Annotated in this window: 19 protein-coding genes and 1 pseudogene; 11 read left to right on the top strand and 9 right to left on the bottom strand. The window is 71.6% G+C overall.

The genetic code is table 11. The features are described from left to right. Positions 1–32: 32 nt before the first annotated feature. Both DMB66_RS21880 and DMB66_RS21885 read right to left on the bottom strand, forming a co-directional pair. Positions 33–2,279 carry an ABC transporter permease gene (locus DMB66_RS21880; RefSeq protein ID WP_125805979.1) on the bottom strand — a complete coding sequence of 749 codons (2,247 nt, stop codon included), beginning with the start codon at positions 2,277–2,279 and terminating at the stop codon, positions 33–35. Next, positions 2,273–2,998, bottom strand: a complete 726-nt coding sequence (locus tag DMB66_RS21885; protein ID WP_125805980.1) for an ABC transporter ATP-binding protein — start codon at positions 2,996–2,998, stop codon at positions 2,273–2,275. Before DMB66_RS21885 ends, DMB66_RS21880 begins: the two co-directional genes overlap by 7 nt. A gap of 156 nt (positions 2,999–3,154) precedes the next feature. On the opposite strand from DMB66_RS21885, the gene DMB66_RS21890 reads away from it, so the two are divergent. Next, the gene (locus DMB66_RS21890; RefSeq protein WP_125805981.1) at positions 3,155–4,303 is read left to right on the top strand and encodes a sensor histidine kinase; all 1,149 of its coding nucleotides are present in this window, start codon (positions 3,155–3,157) and stop codon (positions 4,301–4,303) included. Here DMB66_RS21890 and DMB66_RS21895 read toward each other — a convergent pair. Continuing rightward, entirely contained in the window at positions 4,300–5,496 is a 1,197-nt protein-coding gene (locus DMB66_RS21895) for an RNA-guided endonuclease TnpB family protein (RefSeq protein ID WP_199752559.1), read from the bottom strand. The genes DMB66_RS21890 and DMB66_RS21895 overlap by 4 nt on opposite strands. Positions 5,497–5,779: 283 nt before the next feature. Between DMB66_RS21895 and DMB66_RS21900 the strand changes: the two genes are divergently transcribed. Next, on the top strand, positions 5,780–6,538 hold the full coding sequence (locus DMB66_RS21900; protein WP_125805982.1) for a response regulator transcription factor: 759 nt from the start codon (positions 5,780–5,782) through the stop codon (positions 6,536–6,538). Here DMB66_RS21900 and DMB66_RS21905 read toward each other — a convergent pair. Then, the gene (locus DMB66_RS21905; protein ID WP_233624756.1) at positions 6,453–7,652 is read right to left on the bottom strand and encodes an MFS transporter; all 1,200 of its coding nucleotides are present in this window, start codon (positions 7,650–7,652) and stop codon (positions 6,453–6,455) included. The genes DMB66_RS21900 and DMB66_RS21905 overlap by 86 nt on opposite strands. A 46-nt stretch (positions 7,653–7,698) precedes the next feature. On the opposite strand from DMB66_RS21905, the gene DMB66_RS21910 reads away from it, so the two are divergent. Next, the gene (locus DMB66_RS21910; RefSeq protein ID WP_125805984.1) at positions 7,699–8,811 is read left to right on the top strand and encodes an ROK family protein; all 1,113 of its coding nucleotides are present in this window, start codon (positions 7,699–7,701) and stop codon (positions 8,809–8,811) included. 204 nt (positions 8,812–9,015) lie between these two features. Here DMB66_RS21910 and DMB66_RS21915 read toward each other — a convergent pair whose 3' ends face one another. The 4 genes from DMB66_RS21915 to DMB66_RS21930 are packed head-to-tail and all read right to left on the bottom strand — an operon-like array spanning position 9,016 to position 12,839. Further along, on the bottom strand, positions 9,016–10,359 hold the full coding sequence (locus DMB66_RS21915) for a PQQ-binding-like beta-propeller repeat protein (RefSeq protein ID WP_125805985.1): 1,344 nt from the start codon (positions 10,357–10,359) through the stop codon (positions 9,016–9,018). A 15-nt stretch (positions 10,360–10,374) separates the two neighbouring features. Next, the gene (locus DMB66_RS21920; protein WP_125805986.1) at positions 10,375–10,833 is read right to left on the bottom strand and encodes an SRPBCC family protein; all 459 of its coding nucleotides are present in this window, start codon (positions 10,831–10,833) and stop codon (positions 10,375–10,377) included. A 39-nt stretch (positions 10,834–10,872) separates the two neighbouring features. Beyond that, a complete protein-coding gene (gene fahA, locus DMB66_RS21925; protein ID WP_125805987.1) occupies positions 10,873–11,997 on the bottom strand; it encodes a fumarylacetoacetase in 1,125 nt (374 codons plus the stop codon). Next, on the bottom strand, positions 11,994–12,839 hold the full coding sequence (locus tag DMB66_RS21930) for a hypothetical protein (RefSeq protein ID WP_233624757.1): 846 nt from the start codon (positions 12,837–12,839) through the stop codon (positions 11,994–11,996). The genes fahA and DMB66_RS21930 overlap by 4 nt, the downstream gene beginning before the upstream one ends. 77 nt (positions 12,840–12,916) lie before the next feature. Between DMB66_RS21930 and DMB66_RS21935 the strand changes: the two genes are divergently transcribed. After that, complete coding sequence (locus DMB66_RS21935) at positions 12,917–14,071, top strand: homogentisate 1,2-dioxygenase (RefSeq protein WP_125805988.1); 1,155 nt, start codon at positions 12,917–12,919, stop codon at positions 14,069–14,071. Between the two features lie 2 nt (positions 14,072–14,073). Here the strand turns inward: DMB66_RS21935 and DMB66_RS65580 are convergent, their stop codons facing one another. Next, complete coding sequence (locus DMB66_RS65580) at positions 14,074–15,294, bottom strand: chitosanase (RefSeq protein ID WP_125805989.1); 1,221 nt, start codon at positions 15,292–15,294, stop codon at positions 14,074–14,076. Positions 15,295–15,598: 304 nt separating this feature from the next. On the opposite strand from DMB66_RS65580, the gene DMB66_RS21945 reads away from it, so the two are divergent. From DMB66_RS21945 to DMB66_RS21970, 7 genes and pseudogenes are all read left to right on the top strand, one after another. Then, on the top strand, positions 15,599–16,786 hold the full coding sequence (locus DMB66_RS21945; RefSeq protein ID WP_125805990.1) for an ROK family transcriptional regulator: 1,188 nt from the start codon (positions 15,599–15,601) through the stop codon (positions 16,784–16,786). A 259-nt stretch (positions 16,787–17,045) separates the two neighbouring features. Next, positions 17,046–17,705 (top strand): annotated as a pseudogene (locus DMB66_RS65265) (extracellular solute-binding protein); the annotation flags it as partial. Between the two features lie 91 nt (positions 17,706–17,796). Further along, entirely contained in the window at positions 17,797–18,150 is a 354-nt protein-coding gene (locus DMB66_RS65270; RefSeq protein WP_255440877.1) for an extracellular solute-binding protein, read from the top strand. Between the two features lie 266 nt (positions 18,151–18,416). Then, entirely contained in the window at positions 18,417–19,070 is a 654-nt protein-coding gene (locus tag DMB66_RS21955; RefSeq protein WP_233624762.1) for a carbohydrate ABC transporter permease, read from the top strand. Beyond that, on the top strand, positions 19,067–19,948 hold the full coding sequence (locus tag DMB66_RS21960) for a carbohydrate ABC transporter permease (RefSeq protein ID WP_125805992.1): 882 nt from the start codon (positions 19,067–19,069) through the stop codon (positions 19,946–19,948). The genes DMB66_RS21955 and DMB66_RS21960 overlap by 4 nt, the downstream gene beginning before the upstream one ends. Beyond that, positions 19,945–21,201: a 6-phospho-beta-glucosidase gene (locus tag DMB66_RS21965; protein ID WP_125805993.1), complete on the top strand. Its 1,257-nt coding sequence runs from the start codon at positions 19,945–19,947 to the stop codon at positions 21,199–21,201. Before DMB66_RS21960 ends, DMB66_RS21965 begins: the two co-directional genes overlap by 4 nt. Beyond that, entirely contained in the window at positions 21,198–22,205 is a 1,008-nt protein-coding gene (locus DMB66_RS21970; protein WP_125805994.1) for an N-acetylglucosamine kinase, read from the top strand. The genes DMB66_RS21965 and DMB66_RS21970 overlap by 4 nt, the downstream gene beginning before the upstream one ends. Positions 22,206–22,530: the final 325 nt, after the last annotated feature.

Genomic DNA, 22,530 nt, shown 5'->3' on the forward strand with positions numbered 1-22,530 from the left:
TCGCAGGTCGAGCAGAGGCCCGACGGCCTGAATCATCTCGCAGGTCGAGCAGTCAAGGCCGACGGTGTGCTCGCCACCAGGGCGAGCAAGAGGCATGTCGCTATCACCAGAGCCATCAGCGGCCAGGGGATGATCACGTTGATCTCGGTGCCGACCTGGGCGCTGAGGGATCTTGTCGAGCCCAGCAGGGCGAGGAGGGCGGCCGCCACTCCCAGGATCGAGCCGATCGTCACGACCAGAGTCGATTCCAGGGCCACCGTCGCGGCCACCTGGCGTGGTGTCGCTCCCGCCAGGCGCAGCACCCGGTAGTCGCGGATGCGGTGCCTGGTCGCCATGAGCAGGGTGTTCGCCACCGCGAGCGCGCCCGCGCCGGCGGACATCCCCAGCAGCAACAACGTGAACGACCAGACGAGGCGGTCCTCTGCGGCATCCGCCCGGCGCGCGTAGGTGGCCACCGGGACCAGCTCCGCGCCCGGGGTGAGGGCGGCGTTCGGGGTGAAGGCCGCCGGGGCCAGTGCCGACCTGTCGTGGTCGCGGACCGCGCCACGGGCCAGGACGAGATCCGCCGCGATCGGGCCGGCCGGAGCGGGGCCGGTGATTCGAAGCGTTTCCCGCACCCCGTCGGCGTAGGTGAGGGTGACGCTGTCACCGAAGCGGTCGGCCGCGTCCGGGGCTGCGAGTGCGGTGCCGGGTGCCTGGCTCGGCAGTCCGACGGCCGCGACGGCCGTGCCGGCGACGTATACCTGGGTCGGTAGCGGCGCGTCGGGCGCCGCCGCATCCGTCAGGCCCGGCGTGCCATCGGGAATCAGCACGGTGCCCGTGTGCACGGCGGCGGCCCGGCGGGCCGCATAGGCCGCCGTCGAGGTCTGCACCGTGCCGACGATGAAGACGCCGAAGGCCACCGTGAGCAGCACCGGCGCGGCTGTCGACGCCGTACGCCGGACGCCGGCCAGCGCGCTCTGCCGCACCAGCGTGCCGGTGATGCCGGTGACCGGCCGCAGCAGCACGCGGACCAGCAGCGGGACCACAGCCGGCGCCAGCAGGGCAGCCGCGACGACGAGGGCCATGGCGCCCAGCAACGCGAACTGGGCCATGTCGGTGACGCTCGCGGCAGTCGCGGTGTAGATGCCCGCGGCGGCGCCGATCACCGCCGCTGCCAGGCCGGCGATCCAGCGCGGCCGCGACATCGGCCTACCCTCCACCTCGGCCACCCGCAGGGCCTCCAGCGGACCGATCCGGGACGCCCGGCGGGCGGACGCCGCCGCGCCGAGCAGCGACACCATCGGCCCGGCGAGAAACGCCACCGCCAGCGCCCACGGCTCCCACCGCACGCTGAACCCGGGCGGTTCGAAGCCGGCATCGACCAGGAATCCGCCCAACGGCACCGCCAGCACGCCGCCCAGCACGACGCCCAGCCCCGCGGCGAGCCCTCCGGTGAGCAGGGCCGACCGGTAGAGAGAGGACCGGATCTGCCGCGGCGTCGCACCCACCGCGCGCAGCAACCCGATCTCGCGACGCCGCTGATTGACCGCGAAGGCCGAGGTCGAGGCCACCAGGAACACACAGGCGAAGCCCGCCAGCGCGACCGTCGCGGACAACACCTGCGTGCCTATCCACCGGGTGCGGGCGTCAACACGCGGCTCCAGCGCCCCACGTGCCGTCCCGGTGAGCACCGTTCCCGCTTCGCCGACGGCAGCGCGCACCGCGGCCGGGTCGGGGCTGCCGCCGAGCCCGATCGCCCGCACGCCCGGTCGCAGCCGGGCCGCGACGTCAGCGGAGACGAACACCGCCGACGTGCCGACGTGACCGGTGACCCGCCACGACGCCGGGCCCGTCGCGGTCAGCAGGGTGACGTCCTGGCCGATCGGCACCTCGAGATCGGCGCCGACGACCACCTCCCGCTCGCCCACCGGCGGTTTGCCGGCGACCAGCGGCCCAGCACTCGCCGTCCAGCCGTATCCGGTGGTCAGGTTTGGGAGCGGCCGGCCGGAGCGGACCGGCTGCGCATAGAACGGCCGGTCCTGGACGACAGCGGTCACCCCCGGGAGCGCGGCCAGCCGATCCGCCAGCTCCTGCGCGGTGGCGGCCGACCAGGGCACCGACTCGGTGAAGAACTCGGCCGGATTCGCCGCGGTCGGGCTTTGCACCACCACGCTCAGCTCCGCGAATCTCTCCGGCACCCGGGGCCGCGCGGACGCCCAGAGCAGCAGAGCTGCCGCCACGATCGCCGTGCTGAACACCACGGCGAGGAACGTGCCCAGCCGGTCGCGGGTCAGCATGCCGACTCCAGCGTGGTCATCCGGGCCGCGATGGCGCCCGCGTCGAGCTCGGTGAGCTCACCGGCGATCCGGCCGTCGGCCAGCAGCAGCACCCGGTCTGCCACGGCTGCGGCGACCGGGTCGTGGGTCACCATGACGATCGTCTGGCCGTGCTCGTCCACGAGCGCGCGCAGCAGGTCGAGGACCTGTCGGGAAGTGCGATTGTCGAGGGCCCCCGTCGGCTCGTCGGCGAAGACGACGGCCGGCCGGGTGATCAGGGCCCGGGCGATGGCGACCCGTTGCTGCTCACCCCCGGAGAGCTCGCTCGGACGGTGCCGGGCCCGGTCGGCCAGCCCGACCTCCGCCAGCGCGGCGGTCACCTCGCCGGTGGCGGGGCGGCGGCCGGCCAGGCGCAGCGGCAGCGCCGCGTTCTGCGCCGCAGTGAGCGAGGAGACCAGGTTGAACGCCTGGAAGATGAAGCCGACGCGGTCGCGGCGCAGGTGGGTCAGGGCCGTCTCGCCCAGATCACCGAGGGCCGTGCCGGCGATAGACACGTGACCGCCGACTGGCCGTTCCAGGCCCGCGGCGCAGTGCAGCAGCGTCGACTTGCCGGACCCCGACGGGCCCATCACGGCGCTGAACGTCCCGGGCGGGAACTCCACAGTGACGTCGTCGAGGGCGAGCACCTGCCGGATGCCCGAACGGTAGATCATCCGCACGTCGCGGAGTGAGACTGTCATGCCCAGCACGATGTCGCGTCCGCCCCGGCATGTCGTCACGCTCCAGGCGTCATCAAATAGTCCACCCCGGGCCGTACGACCGGACGCGGGCTCATCCCCAGGGACGACGACTCAGGGACGACGCCACCGCAGCCGCGCGCCGCTAGGGTCGATGACGTGCCTGTCCCGCCCGCACTGCTCTGGCGACCCCGCCCTGTCCAGCAACGGATCTTCGACTCCGTGCTGGCCGCCGCGGTCGCCCTGGTGTGCTTGTTGGCAGCCGCCGAGTCACCGGCCGCGGGCCCGCGCGAGCCAGCGTGGCTGACCCTCATCGCGGCTCTGGCCCTGGGTGCCCCGCTCGCGGCACGCCGGCACCGGCCCCTGAGCGTCGCGGCAGTCGTGCTGTTCGCGGCGGCCTCCTGCCTGGCCACCGGCTTGATTCCGGCCTATACGTTTCCCGCCCCGGCGCTCGCGGCCGGCGTCGCGCTGTATTCCGTCGGTGCGGCGGCTCCCACTCGCCCCGGCCTCGTCACCTTGGCGGCCGGCGCCGGCCTGGTGGCCGCGGCGACGCTCGTCGCCGACGACGCCCCCGACGGGCCGGGGCGCATCGAGGTGGCTTTCGTGGTCCTGGTGTTCGGCGCCTGCTGGCTGCTCGGTTGGACGTTGCGGGAGCGGCGGGCTCATGCGGCCCGGGCCGCCGCGCAGGCCACCACCCAGGCGGTGACCGAGGAGCGGCTGCGGATAGCCCGCGAGATCCACGACATCGTCGGGCACAGCCTGACGGTGATCGCGGTCAAGTCCGCCATCGGCAGCCACGTCGCGGCTCAGCGACCTGCCGAGGCGGGAGCCGCGCTGGACGTCATCGCCGCGACGAGCCGCAGTGCGCTGACGGAGTTGCGCCGGGCGGTCAGCGCTCTGCGCACCGAGCCGGATTTCGCCCCCGCACCGACGCTGGCCGACCTGCGGCAGCTGGCAGACCGCGCAGCGGAGGCCGGCGTCGCCGTGCGGCTGGAGGTGCGCGGCGACTGCGATGTCCCGGACGGCGTCGCGCTGGCCGCGGTCCGCATCGTGCAGGAGTCACTGACCAATGTGGTCAAGCACGTCGGCACGACGAGCTGCCGGATCGACGTCGTCGGCAGCCCCGGCGAGCTGCGCGTGGAGGTGACCAACGACGGTGCGCCGGGTCTCCGCCCGGCCACCGACGGCGCGGGCCTGACCGGCATGCGCGAGCGGGTCGCCCTGCACGCGGGCGCGCTGACCGCCGGCCCGCGAGACCACGGCGGCTTCCGGGTACAGGCGACCCTGCCCTACGAGCGCCCGACTTAACGCTTCCCCATGGATGAATCCGGGGGATTTCCAGCTCGGACCGCATCCGATCCACCGTCCCGGAAGGAGGCGATCGCATGTCTGACGTCGTCAGCACTGGCACGGACACGCTCTGCCGTGGCGAGGATCGTCCTCGCGGCGTTGACATCACGATCAGCGGTGTAACCGCAGGTCGAGCACTCGAAGGTCCTGATACCCAACCCGAGGCGTTCCTTGGCTCTCGTTCCGCACCCGGAGCAGGTCATCGTGGTGTAGGCGGGCGGCACCAACACCACCTTCCGGCCCGCCCGCACACCCCGATAGATCAACTCACGTTTACAAGCCCCGACAGCGGCATCGGCCGCCTTACGGGCCATGGTGGATCTGGCCAGGAACTTTGGTTTGAAGTCCTCGACCGCGATCAGGTGGTGGCCGGCGACCACGCGGGCGGCCCACTGGCGGGCGTCGTGGGTGTTCTGCCGGGCGGCCTTCTTCTCGACCTGGGCTGCCTGCCGCTTCGCGTTCAGGTAGCCCTTCGACGGGGGCGTGCCCTTCGGCCGCCGCCGGCGGGCCATCCGGCGTTGGGCCTTGGCCCGTTCGGCGGCGCAGCGTTTCCGGTGGCCCAGGTGCGGCAGGTCAAACGCGGGGTCGGTGGTGGTCGCGGTGGCCTTCACACCCCAGTCGACGCCGATGGCAGAGCCGTCCGCAACGGCCGGCACGACGGCGTCGCGTCTGACGACGAACGACGCATACCAGTACCCGAGGTTGTCGCGGTACACCCGCACACTGGTCGGATCCGACGGCAGATCCCGCGACCACACCACCGGGACGGTGACCTTACCCGGCAAGCACAGCAGCCCGGCCTTGATACGGAAGCCTCGGGTCGTGTATTGCAGGCTCGGCAACGCGGACTTGAGCTTCTTGGCCTTCGGCCTGCCCCGGCCCTTCAGTCTAAACGAGGCGTCCAGGGCAGTCGTGTAGGTGCGCAGTGTCTGCTGCTGGGCGACCTGCGAGCCCTCGCGCAGCCAGGCGTTTCTGCCGCGAGCCTCGGTCAGCAACTTGGACAGCTTGCACAGGGTCGGCTTACGGCGGGTCTGCTGCTGGTGGACGGCTTCGTTCCACAGCCACCGGCAACGGCCCCACTCCGCGAGCAGGGCGGCCTGCGCCATGCGGCCGGGCCGCAGGCGGTAGGTGGAACGCACCGTCTCGGTCACCAGATCCACGACCTTTCAGCGCGAGGCTACGCAGTCGAATCATGGGCAAGGGTTCGCAGCGATACAACGTCGCTGTGTACCGATGTTACTACCATATCGCCGGGTGCCGCCAGTACCTGCGCGACGTCATCGACGGCAAGGTCGACGTCCGCACAACGCCTGACGGGACGCACAGGGTGACGCCCGTCCGCCTTGACGGTGGATCGGCTATCGCTGGCCTGCTCCGCGGGGGTTCCATTTCCTCCCCACGGCTAAAGCCGTGGGTTTCCACGGAAGGGGATCGATGACCGGCCTGAGTGAGCCGAGCGGGTCGATCCGGGTTCTCATCGCCGATGATCAGGCGCTACTCCGGGCCGGTTTCCGGCTGCTCATCGACGTCACCCCCGGTCTCGTCGCGGTGGGCGAGGCCGGCAACGGAGCCGAGGCGGTGGCCGCGGCGCGGCGGGAGCAGCCTGACGTCGTCCTGATGGACATCCGGATGCCCGATCTCGACGGCATCGAGGCGACCCGGCTGATCACCGGGTCGCCCCTGACGCCGGACACGAAGGTGCTGATCCTGACCACCTTCGACCTCGACGAGTACGTTTTCGCCGCGTTGCGCGCCGGGGCCAGCGGCTTTCTGCTCAAGGACGTCATGCCGGATGACCTGGTGGCTGCGATCAGGGTGGTGGCCGCGGGTGAGGCGCTGCTCGCGCCCACGGTCACCCGGCGGCTCATCACCCACTTCGCCGCCCGGGGGGAGCCCGCGAGTGAGCCCACCGGTTCGCTCGTTGGTGTCACGGACCGCGAGCGCGAGGTCCTCACCCTGGTCGGCCGGGGCCTGTCGAACGTCGAGATCGCCGAGCACCTGCGGCTGAGCCTCGCCACGGTCAAGACCCACATCGGCCGGTTGCTCGCCAAGCTGCAGGCCCGGGACCGAGCCCAGTTGGTGATCGTGGCGTACGAGACCGGGCTGGTCAGGCCGCTGCCGGCCCCGGAGTCGGTGCGTGCGCCGGGAAGGTCCGCCGGGCCGCCAGGACGACCAGGGCCGCGACTATGGTGAGCGCCGCGGCCAGCCCCGGCAGCCAGGCCAGGCGCGCCGAGGAGACGAGTCGCTCGCCGACCAGGGCGCCACCGCCGATGCCGACCTGGAAGGCGACCACGTAGACGGCCGAGGCGGCGTCTCGCGCTTGCGGCGCTACGCGCAGGATCGCCGACTGGAGCACCACCGGGATCGCGGTGAACGTGCCGCCCCAGACCAGCGCCGCCAGCACGGTCGGGACCGCGCCGAGGACAGGCACGAGCACGGTCAGCGAGACCGCCATCAGCCCGGTCAGCGTGATGAGCAGCGGGCCGGGTCGCCGGTCCACGAAGCGTCCCACGATCGCGTTGCCGAGCAGGCCGGCGGCGCCGTAGCCGAGGAGGAGTGCGCTCAGGCCGAGCCCTTGCAGTCCGCCGTCGCGCCGCACCAGCGGGGCGATATAGGTGTACGCCGCGAAGTGCCCGATCACCAGCACCACCGTGATCACGCAGACTGCCGCCACCGGTCCGTTGCGGATGATCCGGACCGAGGCCTTCAGCCGGGCGCCCGCCCCGACCGCCAGGTCCTGCGGCAGCGCCGGCAGCTTGGGCAGCACAACCAGCAGCGCCACGACGCAGGCCGCGCCACCCGCCGCCAGCGCCGCCAGCGCGACCCGCCAGCCCAGCCACTGGCCCAGGGCCGTGCCGAGCGGCACGCCGAGCACGATGGCCAGCGAGTTGCCGAGGAAGACCAGCGCCGTGGCGCGGCCGGCCCGGTCTGGCGGGACGAGCCGGGCGGCCACCGGCGCGATCGTGGACCAGAACACGCCGTGTGCCACCGCACAGATCAGCCGCGACAGGGTGAGGATGAGCAACGTGGCCGCGAAAGCGGCGATGAGCTGGGAGATTGCAAATATCGCCACGGTCACGGCGATGAGCAGATGCCGCGGGATCCGCATGGTGAGCGCGGTCAGCGGGATGGTGGTCAGCCCCGCCACGACGGCGTAGCTGGTCAGCAGGAGGCCCACGTCCGCCTCGCTGACCGCCAGGCCGTCGCTGATTTGCGGGAGCAGCCCGACCGGGATGGTCTCCGCGGTGACGTAGACGAAGCAGGCAGTGCCGAGCACGACCAGTCCGCTGCGGTGGTTCTGGCTCACCAATCGACAATATGCTCTTGATCCGAGCAAAAGAAGGGGGAACGCTGTGTCGACGCGCGCAACCGAGCTGCTGCGGGTGGTGCACGCCCGTCCCGGCGTCACCCGGGCGGACGCCGCCCGGTTGATCGGCGTCGGCACCGGCGCTACCACCGAACTGGTCGGCCGCCTCGGGCAGGCCGAACTGCTCGCCGAGGGTCCGACCGCGCCGAGTGGCACCCGGGGCCGCCCGACGACCGCGCTGATCCCGCACCCGCGCGGGCCGCTGATCGCCGCCGCCTCGATCACCCACGAGTCCTGGCGGGTCGACGTGGTCGAGCTGGGCGGCAGCCTGTTGGCGACCGCGGGTGAGGAGCTGGCCGGCCGCGGCGGTGACGAGGTGGTCGCGGCGCTGGGCGCGGCGGTCCGCCGGCTGCGCCACGGGTACGGCGACCGGATCCGCGGTATCGGCATCGCGGTGCCGGGCACGGTCTCGCGCGACCTCATGCTGGACGCCAGCAACCTGGGCTGGCACGACGTGGACCTCGCCGCGGCCTGGCCCCGGGCGGAGATCTTCGTGGCCGGCAACGACGCGACGCTGGCGGCGTCGGCCGAGTCCCGGCGCGGGATGGCCGTCGGCGCGGCCGTCGCCCTGCACCTGCGGATCGAGGCGGGGCTGGGTGGCGCGGTGGTGGACGGCGGCAGGGTGCTGATCGGCGCGCTGGGCGCGGCCGGGGAGTTCGGGCACATGCCGTTCGGCGATCCCGCGGTCCGGTGCCCATGCGGCGCGTACGGCTGCTGGGGCACCGCCGTGGACGGCTCGGCGCTGGCCCGGCTGCTGGGCCACGAGCCGCCCCCCGACCCGGTCACGTACGCCCGGCGGATCATCACCTCGCCGGAGCCCGGGCCGGCCGCAGCCGCCGCGACCGTGGCGACGGCCCTGGGCCGGGGCATCGCGGGCCTGGTCAACGGCCTGGACGCGGACCTCGTCACGCTGGGCGGCCTCGGCGTCGACCTGCTGGCGGCGGCGCCGGAACAGCTCAGCACCGCGTACGAGGCGGGTCTGATGGGTTTTCGCCGCGCAGCGCCACCGCCGGTGCTGCCCGCCCTGCTGGGCGACGACGGGCCGATCGCGGGAGCGGCAGAGGAGGCCTGGACGGCACTGCTGGCCCGGCTGACCTAGGCCCGGCCGGCGGCGGGCGGGCGCAAAACTGGCGGGTGAGCGCAAAAGACCAGCGGCGGACCCCAAGAAGCCGGGCAGCGGGCGGCGGGCGGCGGGCGCAAGAAGACCGGCAGCGGGCAAAGAAAGGCCAGCGCCCACGCCCACGCCGACGCCGACGCCGACGCCGACGCACAGGGCAGCACCCGCAAAGCGGCACGCGGCCGCCTACAGCGCAGCGATGACCACCGGGTCGGTCGTATAGAAGTGGTTCGCCTCGTCTGGGTCGGTGCCTGCCGACGGCTGCAAGCGTTCGACGGCCAGATAGCCGTCCGTCAGCTGCCAGCGGTCCGGCTTCCAGGCCTCGACCCGCTCCTTCGGCACATACAGCGGAAACTCCGCCCGCAGCACCCCGGTCGCCGCGTCCAGCACGATCAGCCGGCGGTCGGCGGCGAGCAGCACGGCCCGGCCGCCCCGAACGCCGAGCACCCGCGCCGCGCCAGACCAGCGCCACACCTCCCGCCCCGCCCGGGAGGCGACCACGGCACCGCCCGAGGCGGTCACCGCGCCACCCGAAGCGATCACCCCGGGAACGACCGCACCGCCCGAAGCCGTCACCCCAGGAACGACCGCACCGCCCGAAGCCGTCACCCCAGGAACGACCGCACCGCCCGAAGCCGTCACCCCGGGAACGACCGCACCGCCGCCAGAGACGGTCAGCACCAGGTCAGCCGCGGCGGTGGCGTCCGGTGCGTCGAGGGCCGGGGCACGTTCCGGCCGCCGGGCGCCGGTCAGCCAGCCCTGGCCCGACCCGTCGCGCAGGCCGGCGCAGCCGGAGCGGGCCACATCGCAGCCGACCGCCGTGAACGGTCCGGTGGGCCAGCCGCGGACCACGGTTCCGGATAGCACGTCCCACGCGCCGGCTCCGCACACGTACCGGCCGCCGGTGGTCACGAAGCCGTCGCCGCACCCGGGCGGCAACGGTACCGCCCAGCGTTGCGTGCCGTCCGCGGCCGCGCGGGCGATCAGCTGCCGCCCGTCGGTGATCAGCACGCTGGTCCCGGCCGTGTGCAGGCCCGGTGGGGCCCAGACCGCCGCGGAGCCGGTGCGCCCGGCGAAGGGTTCGGCGGCGGGTCCGCCGGCCCGCCAGGCGAGTTCTCCGGTACGCCCGTCGAGCGCCACCACGTCGCCGTCCGACCAGCGGGTGACCACCGTGGCCGCCACGGCGACGATCCCGGTGAGCCGTTCCGGCCAGCGGCGGTACGACCAGCGCGCGGTGGACATGGTCTTCGCCTCGACCGGTCCGTCCGCCTTGACCAGGCGCTCGCCGGCGTAGACCCGGATGCGGCCGTCGACGATCAGCGGGGCCAGCGTGGTCTTGCCGGTGACTCCCGGCGGCAGCGTGACGGCGACCGGGTAGGCGCCGGTGGCCGGCTCCCCATCCGACCGCCCCGCCCCTGACCGGACTGAAGACTCGAAGACCTCGGCGGGGGCCAGCACCCGCCAGCCGATCAGGGCCGCGGCCGCCAGCACGACGGCGGCGGCGACGATGCGCAGCAGCTTCCCGATCACCACAGGGACGATAGGTCAGGCGGCGGCGGCCAGGTCGTCCAGGTCACGCCGGAGCGCGCCCTCGACCGTGCGGGCGGCCAGCCCGCCGAAGACCAGCGCCAGGAACCGGCCCGCCGGCGCGGTCGGGGTGCCGTCCTGCACCACGGTGACCATCGTGCCGCCCCGGTGCCGGCCCTCGATGACCGGCACGAAGGTGTAGGTCATCCGATATTCCGCGCCGATGCCCGGCGACGTGACGACGAAGCGCTCGGGGATGACGCACTCGTCGACCCGGAACTCCTCGGTGATCTCCCCGCCGTCGGCCATCGTCCGGGTCTCGCGCCACACCGTGCCGGCGCCGAAGGGACCCCGGGTGAGCAGCTCGACGGCTATGACGGTGGACAGCCGGTCACAGCGACTCGGCAGGTCGGTGAAGACCTGCCACACAGCAGCGACCGGCGCTTCAACCAGTCGCGTCACCGCTACCGTGGACATTGCGTGACCTCCCGCCTACAAGGTACGGGCAGTCGTCCGTCAGCGACAGACAGTTCCGCTTACCGAACCGAGCCCGATCGGCGCGCCGCCGACACCGGGCGCGGCGCCGCTGATCGTGACCGTGTCGCCGTCGAGCAGGAAGCCCCGGACCGAGCCGTCGCCGAGTTTGACCGGCTCGGTGCCGTTCCAGGTCAGCTCCAGGAACGAGCCGGCCTGCGCGCGCTCGGGCCCGGAGACCGTACCGGAGGCGAAGAGGTCGCCGGTTCGCACGCTCGCGCCGTTGACGGTCAGGTGGGCGAGCTGCTGGGCGGGCGTCCAGTACATCTGCGCGAACGGCGGCGAGCTGACCGGGCTCCCGTTCCACTCGATCGTCAGCGACAGGTCCAGGCCGTCGCCCGGCGGCGTCAGATATTCCGCCGGGACTGGATCCTGCGCGACCGCGGGCACCAGCGCGCCGGACAGGGCCTCCAGCGGCACGACCCACGGCGACACCGAGGTGGCGAAGGACTTGGCCAGGAACGGCCCGAGGGGTTGGTATTCGAATGCCTGGATGTCGCGCGCCGACCAGTCGTTGACCAGGACGACGCCGAACACGTGCTCGGCGAAGTCGGCGGTGCTGATCCGCCGGCCCGGCACGCCCACCACGAAGCCCACCTCGGCCTCGACGTCCAGCCGCTGCGTCGGCCCGAAGGCGCCCGGGCCGAGCTGTCCCGCGGGCCGCTCGATCGGGGTGCCGGAGACGACGACCGTGCCCGCGCGGCCGTGGTAGCCGATCGGGAGGTGCTTCCAGTTCGGCTGCAGCCCGGGCCGCTCCGGCCGCAGGATCCTGCTGACCTGGGTGGCGTGGTGTTCGGAGGAGTAGAAGTCGGTGTAGTCAGCCACCTCGAACGGCAGGTGCAGCTCGACCTCGCCGAGCGGGATGGCCGGCAGCGTGGGGGCCAGCTCGACGATCCGGGCCCGGATCGCGCTCCACTGCGGACGCCCGAGGGACATCAGCACGTTGAGCGTCGGCTGCCGCAGCGCGCCCCCGGCCAGGATCAGGTCGTCCTGCTCGGCGCGGGACAGGTCCAGCACCGCGTCGCCCAGCCGGACGCCGATCCGCCGCACCCCGCCGCCCGTGCTGAACACGCCGTAGGGGAGGTTGCGCAGGTCAAAGAGGGTCACTCGTAGCCGCCGTTGATCAGGCCGAGACGGATCAGCTCCGTCAGCGGCTCCAGCACGTTGGTTGCCCCGAACCCGGCCCACAGCGGCCGCGGCTCGTCCCGGCGGGTCCGGGCCGGCTCGACCAGCGGCACCGGGTGCGTCGCCGCCAGCGCCTCGGCGACCTCGGCCACCTCGGCACCGTCGCTCGCCGCCACCGACGCGACCAGCACGTTCAGGAAGCCGTGGTGGGTGAATCCGGTCTCGGGGTCGGTGTGCCGCAGCGCGTGCCGCAGCCCGGCGGCGAGCTTGAACGGCAGGCCGCGGTCCCGGCAGGCGCAGATGACCGCCGCCAGCTCGACCGGGGTCGGGAACAGCTCCGCGGCGAGCCCGCCGACGCGGAACTTGGGCGCGATCCGCAGGCCCGCGGCGCGCTGGGCGGCCACCGTGTCGAGGCCCGCGAGCAGGCCCCAGCTGAGCGGGATCTCCGCGTACACGTGCAGGTCGGGGTCCTCGCCGGCGAGCGCGCCGAGCGCGCTCAGGCCGGGCTGCGGGTCCTCGCCGCGGCGCGCGACGGCCGCCTCGACCCGGACCACGCCGGCGCCGGCGGCCCGCAGCTTGGCGACCACCGCGGGCAGGGCGCCGATCGCGGTGTCGTTGACGACGCCGACCGCCAGCCCGCGCGGGGCGATCTCGAGATGGACCAGCGACGAGGGCACGAGCAGCGCGCCCAGCAGTCCGGCGTACCAGGCGTCGCGGTGTTTGAGGTGCGTCGCGAGGGCCTCGGGCGGCCCGATGATGCCCGGCGGCAGCAGGGACGCGTCATCGACGAGTCCTGCGAACAGCGGTGGCACCAGCGTTGACACGAATCTGAACCTAATGGACGCTTCGAGAGGCGGACAACACCGTCCGTAATGTCAGTTTTCTAGGGGTGGTGGCAACGATGCCGTACTACCGCAGCGTCGGGGAGATCCCTCGTAAGCGACACACCCAGTTCCGCCGTCCGGACGGCGGACTCTACGCGGAGGAGTTGATGGGCCAGGAGGGCTTCTCCTCCGACTCCTCCCTGCTCTATCACCGGTACGCACCCACCGCGATCTCCTCGGCGGAGGTGCACGAGCCGCCGGCCACCAGCCAGCTGCCGAATCTGCCGCTCAAGCCCCGGCACCTGCGCACCCACAAGCTCGACGCCGGCCCCGGCGACGCGGTGCTGGGCCGCCGCCCGCTGCTGGCCAACGGCGACGTACGGATCGGCTACGTGGTCGCCGATCGGCCGTCCCCGCTGTATCGGGACGCGGTCGGCGACGAGTGCCTGTATGTGGAGGACGGCGCCGCCACCATCGAGACGACCTTCGGCGCCCTGCGGGTCACCGCCGGCGACTATGTGATCATCCCGACCTCCGTGGTGCACCGGATCGTGCCGGAGGGCCAGGTCCGGATGCTGACCATCGAGGCGAACGGGCACATCGGCCCGCCGAAGCGGTATCTGTCGGTGCGCGGGCAGTTCCTCGAACACTCGCCGTACTGCGAGCGCGACGTCCGCGGCCCGGACGCGCCGCTGCGGGCCGACGGTACGGACGTCGAGGTGTACGTCAAGCACCGCGCGGGCTGGACCCGGCACGTGTACGCCCACCACCCGTTCGACGTGGTCGGCTGGGACGGCTGCCTGTACCCGTGGGCGTTCTCGATCCGCGACTTCGAGCCGATCACCGGGCGGGTGCACCAGCCGCCACCGGTGCACCAGACGTTCGAGGGGCCGAACTTCGTGGTGTGCTCCTTCGTGCCGCGCAAGGTCGACTACCACCCGCTGGCCATCCCGGTGCCGTACAACCACCACAACGTGGACTCCGACGAGATGATGTTCTACACCGGCGGCAACTACGAGGCCCGGCGCGGTTCGGGCATCGAGCAGGGTTCGATCTCCCTGCACCCGTCGGGCTTCACGCACGGCCCGCAGCCGGGTGCCGTGGAACGGGCGATCGGCGCCGACCACTTCGACGAACTCGCCGTCATGGTCGACACCTTCCGCCCGCTGGACCTCTGCGACGCGGCCCTGTCCGTAGAGGACACCGGATACGCCTGGACCTGGAACAGGTAGTTCTATCCGATATGGAACTGGTCGCCGTAGACGGCGAAGTCGAGCGGGGTGTTCAGGTCCAGGTTGCCGTTGCGCAGGAAGACGCGCTGCGCGGTGTCGATCCGCGTGACGTCGGAGTGGGCCTCTTCCTTCTTCATCTCGATGACCCGCTCGTCGAGGAACGCGTTCAGCCAGGTCGTCTCGTTGCCACCCTGCGACGGCGGCCTGGCCCGCTGCAGCGCCCGGCTGCGGATCGACCGCATGCCCTCGTAGCCGTGCACCACCGCCGCGTCGTAGTAGGCGAACTGGCCCAGTGCCCGGATGCCGTCGGCCTTGCCGTCGCGCACCGACGGGTTGAAGTACACCCGGTCCCGCTCGGACTCCTGCGCCGCCTGGAAGACCGGGTCGGCCGCGGCCGTACGCCAGTCCCTGGTGAAGTTCGGGTCGAGGCCCGCGTGTGACGAGGTCCCGTTGACGTTTCGCAGCGCCGGCAGGTATTTGGCCAGCACGTTGCCCGGCTTGGTCGCCGCGTACGCCTCGACCAGTTCCAGCATGTCGCCGGTGCCGGAGCAGAAGCCGATGATGCCGGCGGTGTAGCCGCGGCCGTCGTTGATGTCCTCGATGTAGGAGAACTGGGCCCGCCAGTCGAGCGAGGAGTTCTCGGCGGCCGAGACGATCTGCATCGCCACGTCCTTCTTGGCCGGGTTGTCCAAATTCACGCCACTGCTCGGCGGTGTGGTGGTGCCGCCGGGCAGCGTCCACTTCTGGTTGGCGCCGTTGCCGCAGGTCCAGATCTGCAACTGGTTGCCGTTGGCCGAGTTGTTGTTCGGGACGTCGAGACACCTGCCGGAGCCGGGGTTGATCAGTGTGCCGCCGGCGCCGGCGGTCCACTTCTGGGCGGCCGTACCGTTGCAGTCATAGATCTGGATCTTCGCACCGCTGGCGGCGGACCCCGCGGTGACGTCCAGGCACTTGCCCAGCGCCCTGATCGAGTTGTCGGTGTTGCCGACGCTCCAGGTCTGAGCGCCCGTGCTGTTGCAGTCGTAGAGCTGCACCGGGGTTCCATTCGCGTTGTTGGCGGCCGCGACGTCGACGCACTTGCCGGCGAGGCCCTTGATCGGTCCGGCGGTGGCGGCACTGGCCGGCAGGAGGCCGAAGGCGATGCCCGCGGCGGGCAGCAGGACGCCGCCGAGGGCGTACGCGATCACTCGCAGCCGGCGTGGGGGGCGTGAGGGGATGGTCATGGGCGCTCCTCGTGAGGTTGAGGGGGTGGGCGCGCAGGGTGAAGCCATCGATGACGGACGTTGGGGGTTCCGTCGCCGAGGCGATGAGTGGTCACGCTAGGTCAGTTAAGTTGATTAATCAATACCCGTCGATTAATCACTTTTGCTGGCGAAAGACCGCTTCGACCGGCAGTCAGGGCCCGAACACGGGCCGGACTTGCTTCACGGAGGAAACAGAGCGCGACGAAGTATTGACAGCCGATCGGAGACCGACCTACGGTCCAACTAATTGTTAGCTGTTTTTCCAATTACCCGAGGGGGCTCCGTGCCGCGACTGGCGGGATCGTCCAAGCTGCTGCGCGCCATGAACGAGAGCGCGGCGCTCGCCCACCTGCTCGAGCCGGGCATGCTCACCCGCGCCGACCTGCGCCGGCTCACGGCGCTCTCCACACCGACCATCTCGGAGGTGCTGCGCCGGCTCACCGACGCCGGCCTGGTGACCGTCGTCGGCTACAACAGCGGGCGCCCGGGACCGAACGCGGAGATCTATGCGGCGAATCCGGACGCAGCTTACGCCGCAGCCGTCTCCGTGCGCGATGTCGGAGCCAGCGGGGTGCCGTCCGTCGTGGCCGCGCTCTGCGACCTGACCGGGACCGTCCGGTCCCGCATCGAGTCCCCGGTCGACTTCCTGCTTGCCGATCCCAAGGCCGCCCTGGTGGACGTCATGGCGGAGTTGCGAGAGGCCGCCGGCGTAGCGGCCGGCCGGGTACACCACGTGCAACTCGGCGTGCCCGGTTCCTACGACAGCCGGACCGAGACGATCCGGCACGTCGATGTGCCGGGCTTCGGCCGACCGGGCCTGGTCCCGGAGATCGCCGCGGCGCTCGGCACCGACGTCGGCGTCGACAACGACGTCAACCTCGCCGCCGTGGCCGAGCGCCGCCGCGGCGTCGGTCGCGAGGTCGACGGCTTCGCCCTGCTCTGGCTCGGCCAGGAGGGCCTCGGTCTGGCCATCGACATCGCCGGCACGCTGATCCGCGGCGCGCGCGGCGGCGCGGGCGAGATCGGCTACATGCCGCTCTACTCCCCGGACTCCACCTACCGCAAGATCGACCTGCAGGACCTGTTCGGCGGCGCGGCCATCCTCGCGCTCGGCCAGGACCACGGCGTCTCCGGCGGGACCCCGTTCGACGTCGTGGCCGCCGCGGCGGCCGGTCCGGATGCCGCCGGCGAGTTCTTCACCCACCTGGCCGACCGGATCGCGGTCGGCCTGGCGGCCGTGATCGCCGTGCTCGACCCCTCGCTCGTCGTGCTGGCCGGCCCGATCGCCCAGGCCGGCGGGCAGCCGCTGCTCGCCGCGGTCAAGGGCGCCCTGCTCCGCGCCGCCCCGCTGGAGAGCACGATCGCCGTCACCACGATCGACGACGACGCGGTGCTGCTCGGCGCCCTCGACGCCGGGCTCACCGCCGTCCGCGAGGCGTTGATCGCCTCGATCCGCGACAACCAAGCCTGATTCCCCTGCCGCACCACCCCTGAGAGGACCCCTCGCCGTGAACAAGCGGATACCCCATGCCCAAAAATCGATCATCGCCGCCGCTGCCGCGCTGCTGCTGACCGCCGCCTGCACCCCGGCGCCCAAGGACACCAAGATCGCCGAGAAGGGTACGGAGGTGTCCGGCACGGTCGAGCTGTGGCACTTCTTCACCGAGCGCGAGGCCGCCGCCATCGACACGGTCATCAAGGACTTCACCAGCACCCACCCGAACATCAAGGTGACGGTGAAGCCGGGTCAGGACGACTCGAAGATGACCCAGGCGATCGGCGCCGGCAACGGGCCGGACATCGGGCTCTCGTACTCCACCGACATCGTGGGCAAGTTCTGCTCGTCCGGTGCGTGGGTCGATCTGGCGCCGTACGTCAAACGGGACAATGTGGACCTGAGCCAGCTGAACGCGACCACGCGCTCGTACACCGAGTTCGACGGCAAGCGCTGCGCGATGCCGTTCCTCGCCGACGCGTACGGGATCTTCTACAACAAGGACCTGTTCGCCAAGGCCGGCATCGACGGGCCGCCCAAGACCCTCGACGAGCTCACCGAGGACGCCAAGAAGCTCACGGTCAAGAACAAGGACGGCTCGCTGAAGACGGTCGGCTTCCTGCCGCTCTTCGACTTCTACGAGAACGCCGCCGCGCACCTGGCCCCCGCCGTCGGCGCCAAGTGGCTCACCGCGGAGGGCAAGTCGGCGGTCGGCACCGACCCGGCCTGGAAGACGCTGATGACCTGGCAGAAGGGCCTGGTCGACTGGTACGGCTACGACAACCTGCAGAAGTTCCGGGCCGGCCTGGGCGACGAGTTCAGCGCGGACAACGCGTTCCAGAAGGGTCAGGTGGCGATCAACGTCGACGCCGAATACCGGCTGGCGTTCGTCAAGGACCAGGCGCCGAACCTGAAGTACGGCGTCGCGCCGATCCCGACCAGCGACCCGGGCCCGGTACGGCGGCGGCTACGTCACCGGCAACATCGTGGGCATCTCGAAGCACGCCAAGAACCCCGAGGCGGCCTGGGAGCTCATCAAATACCTGACCACCAACGACAAGACCATCGTCAAGCTGGCCAACGCGCTGAAGAACGTGCCGACCACGACCGGCGCGACCAACGACCCGGAGCTGCAGGTCGAGCCCGAGTTCAAGACCTTCATGGACATCTTCGCCAACCCGAACTCGCTCACCTCGCCGCCGGCCGCCTCCGGGCCCGCGTACCAGGAGACCTTCGGCACCTTCGCCACCAACTGGCAGTCCGGCAAGGTCAAGGATCTGGACGCCGGCCTGGCCGACGCCGACAAGCAGATCAACAGCGTGATGACCCTGGGCGGCTGACCATGCGGCTGCGCCGGAACCTGACCACGTGGTCGTTCCTCGCCCCCGCGCTGATCGGCATCGTGGTCTTCTTCGGCTACCCGCTGCTCAGCGCCGTGTACTTCTCGTTCACAAAGTTCGACCTGCTCACGGTGCCCGAGTGGGTCGGGCTGGCGAACTACCGGCGGATGGGCGAGGACCCGTTCCTGCTCCAGTCGGTCCGCAACACGCTGTGGATGGTCGTGGTCTTCGTACCGGTCCGGATCGTCAGCGCGATCGGCCTGTCCATGCTGCTCACCCAGCTCAAGCGGGGTGCCGGCTTCTTCCGGACGATCTTCTACCTGCCGGCGCTGGCCCCGCCGGTGGCCGCCACCATCGCGTTCGTCTACCTGCTCAAGCCCGGCACCGGCCCGGTCAACACGTTCCTGGCACGGATCGGCATCGAGGGCCCGCTCTGGTTCAACTCGCCCGAGTGGTCCAAGCCGTCGCTGGTCCTGCTCGGCCTCTGGGGCATCGGCGACCTGATGATCATCTTCCTGGCGGCGGTGCTGGGCGTCCCGGCCACCCTGTACGAGGCGGCCGCGCTCGACGGCGCGAACGCCTGGCACCGCTTCCGCTACGTCACCCTGCCCACCATCCAGCCGGTGATCCTGTTCGCCGCGGTCACCGGCGTCATCTACACGTTGCAGTACTTCGACCAGGCCGCGGTGGCCGGGTCGATCGCCAGCGGGCAGGCGGTGACCGGCGGCGGCATCTCCTCGTCGTTCGGCTTCCCCGAGGGCTCCACGTTCACCTATCCGCTCTGGCTCTACACGGTCGGATTCCGCTACAACGCGCTCGGCTACGCCAACGCGATGGCCGTCGCGCTGTTCGCGGTCGCCCTGTCGGTGACGGTCATCCTGCTGCGCCGCTCCAAGGCCTTCTCCGGGGAGGAACAGTGACAACCCTCTTGGACCGGCCGGCGCCGGCCGCGCCGCCCACCGTCCGACAGGTACGCCGGCAGCACCGGCTCGCGTGGATCGCGCGGCACAGCATCGCGATCGTGCTGGCGATCATGTTTCTGACCCCGGTGGTCTACTTGTTCCTGATCTCGGTGATGACCAGCAACCAGGCGCTGACCAGCGACTACTGGCCCAACACCTGGCACTTCGAGAACTACGTCCGGGTCTTCGAGGTCACCCCGCTGCCCCGGTACCTGCTCAACACGGTCATCTACGCGGTGTCCGCCACCGTGCTGATGCTGCTGTCCAGCGTGCCCGCGGCGTACGCCCTGGCCAAGCTCAGGTTCCGCGGCCGCAACGCCATGTTCCTGACCGTGCTCTGCGTGATGATGCTGCCGCCGCAGGTGGTGACCGTGCCGCTCTACCTGATGTGGGCCCGGTACGGCCTGACCGGCTCGCTCGCGCCGCTGATCATCCCGATGCTCTTCGGCGACGCGTTCTGCATCTTCCTGCTGCGGCAGTTCCTGCTCACCATCCCGACCGATTACCTGGACGCGGCCCGGGTCGACGGCTGCGGCGAGTGGCGCACCCTGATCCGGGTCGTGCTGCCGATGGCGCGGCCGGGCATCGCGGCGGCCGGGCTGTTCCAGTTCTTCTACGCCTGGAACGACTACTACGGCCCGCTGCTCTACACCAGCGAGAACGAGAACTCGTGGACGCTCTCGCTGGGCCTCGCCTCGTTCCACGGTGTCCATCACGTCGACTGGAACCTGGTCACGGCCGCCACCGTGCTGGCCATGGCCCCGATCGTCGTCGTGTTCTTCTTCGCCCAGAAGGCATTCGTCCAGGGCGTCACACTCACAGGAGTCAAAGGGTGAAGATCGCTGTCGTCGGCGGTGGGTCGACGTACACGCCGGAACTGGTCGACGGGTTCGCCCGGCTCGGTGCCATGGTGTCGGAACTGGTGCTGATCGACCCGGCGCAAGAGCGGCTCGACGTGGTCGGCGCCTTCTCCGCCCGGATCTTCCGGCACTACGGCCACCCCGGAAAGGTCACCTGGACCACGGACCTGGACGCCGGCGTGACCGACGCCGACGTCGTGGTGATCCAGTTGCGGGTCGGCGGCCAGGCGGCCCGGATCAGCGACGAGACGTTCCCGCTGGACTGCGGCTGCGTGGGCCAGGAGACCACCGGGGCGGGCGGGCTGGGCAAGGCGCTGCGGACCGTGCCGGTGGTGCTGGACGTGGCCGCCCGGATCAGGGCACGGGCGAGGCCGGGCGCGTGGATCGTCGACTTCACCAACCCGGTCGGGATCGTCACCCGGGCGCTGCTCGACGAGGGCCACCGGGCGGTCGGGCTGTGCAACGTGGCCATCGGCTTCCAGCGCCGCTTCGCCCGGATGCTGGGCGTGGACCCGGCGGCGGTGGTCCTGGACCACGTCGGGCTCAACCACCTGACCTGGGAACGCGCCGCGTACGTCGACGGCGTCGACCGGCTCCCGGAACTGCTCGCCAAGCACCTCGGTGAACTCGCCGAGGAGGTGGACCTGCCCACGGAGGTGCTGTCGACGCTGGGCAACGTGCCGAGCTACTACCTGAGCTACTTCTACGCGCACGACCGGCACGTCCGGCAGGCGCGCGGCAGCCAGACCCGGGGGCAGCGGGTCGCGGAGATCGAGGCCACGCTGATGGCGATGTACCGCGATCCGGCGCTGGTGGAGAAGCCGGCGCTGCTGGGCGAGCGCGGCGGCGCCTACTACTCCGAGGCGGCGGTCGGCCTGATCGCGGCCCTGCACGGCCTGGATCCGGACGGCGTGCACTCGGTCAACATCCGCAACAACGGGACGCTGCCCCTGCTGCCGGATCAGGCGGTCGTCGAGGTCTCGGCCCGGGTCGGCAAGCTCGGCCCGGTGCCGCTGCCGGTCACCCCGCTGGCGCCCGACCTGGCCGGTCTGGTCGCGCATGTCTCGGGGTACGAGGAACTGGCCCTGGACGCGGCCGTGCGGGGTGGCCGCAACCGGGTCTACCGCGCGCTGCTCGCCCACCCCCTGATCGGCCAGCACGAGGACGCGGAGGCGCTGACCGGCAAGCTGCTCGCCGCGGGCGCGCAGCACCTGGCCTGGGCCCGATGAGAACGCTCTACCTGGCCGTGGACGGCGGCAACTCCAAGACGGACGTCGTCCTCGGCACCGCGCACGGCGAGGTCCTCGGCTTCGTCCGAGGACCGACCAGCTCGCCGCACAACATCGGCCTGACCGGCACCGTCGAGGTGCTGCGGGACCTGATCGCCGCGGCCCGCGCCGACGCCGGCCTGGCCGCGGCGACCCCGATCGACCTGGCCACGGTCTACCTGGCCGGCGCGGATCTCCCGATAGAGGTGCAACGCCTGCACGCGGCGATCAGCGCGCAGTCCTGGACCACGAGAACGATCGTGGACAACGACTGCTTCGCCCTGCTACGCGCGGGCACGTCGATGCCGGACGCGATCGCGGTCGTCTGCGGCGCGGGCAACAACTGCGTGGGCCGGGCGGCGGACGGCCGCACGGCGAGATTCGTCGCGCTGGGCCCGATCTCCGGCGACTGGGGCGGCGGCCACGACCTCGCCGAGCACACCCTGCGGATGGCGGCGCGCGGCGAGGACGGCCGAGGCGACGAGACAGGGCTGTCGGGGGCGGTGGCGGACCACTTCGGCTACTCGACCGTGCAGGAGGTCAGCATCGCCCTGCACCTGGGCGAACTGGACCTGATCCGGGTGCGCGAGCTGACGCCGCTGCTGTTCAACATCGCGGCGACCGGCGACGCGGTGGCCGGGCAGCTGATCCGCCGCCAGGTGACCGAGATCCTGGCCCAGCACCGGGTGGCGGCGACCCGCCTAGACCTGCTGCACGCCCCGCACGCACTGGTGCTGGGCGGCGGGGTGCTGCGCGCCCGGCACCCCGTGCTGCATCGCCAGGTGGTCGAGGGCGCGCTGACCCAGGCACCGCAGGCGAGGATCAGCGTCCTGGACACTCCGCCGGTGGTAGGCGCGGCACTGCTGGCCCTGGACGATCTCGGCACCGCCGGGCGGGCGGAGGCCGGCCTACGCGCGGCTCTCGCCGCGACCGAACCCGACAGCCAGTTCAAGGCCGCGGCCTAACCGCTACGACGGTGTCGGCTCCCGCGATCAGTGATGACACTCTCCACCGCCGTTTGCTCTGCTTCCCCCGAGGAAACACCCCTCAACCGACAGCTGATATCGACCAACCCACTGTTTCCGATAGGGAAGCAGAGCAAAGGAAGCAACCACCACAGTCACCCCCGCCGAGCCGCCGCGGCTGTTTCCAATAGGGAAGCAGAGCAAAGGAAGCAACCACCACAGTCACCCCGGCCGAGCCGCCGCGGCTGTTTCCAATAGGGAAGCAGAGCAAAGGAAGCAACCACCACAGTCATCCCGGCCGAGCCGCCGCGGCTGTTCTAACCCG

The sequence above is a fragment of the Actinoplanes sp. ATCC 53533 genome (genome assembly GCF_003947245.1).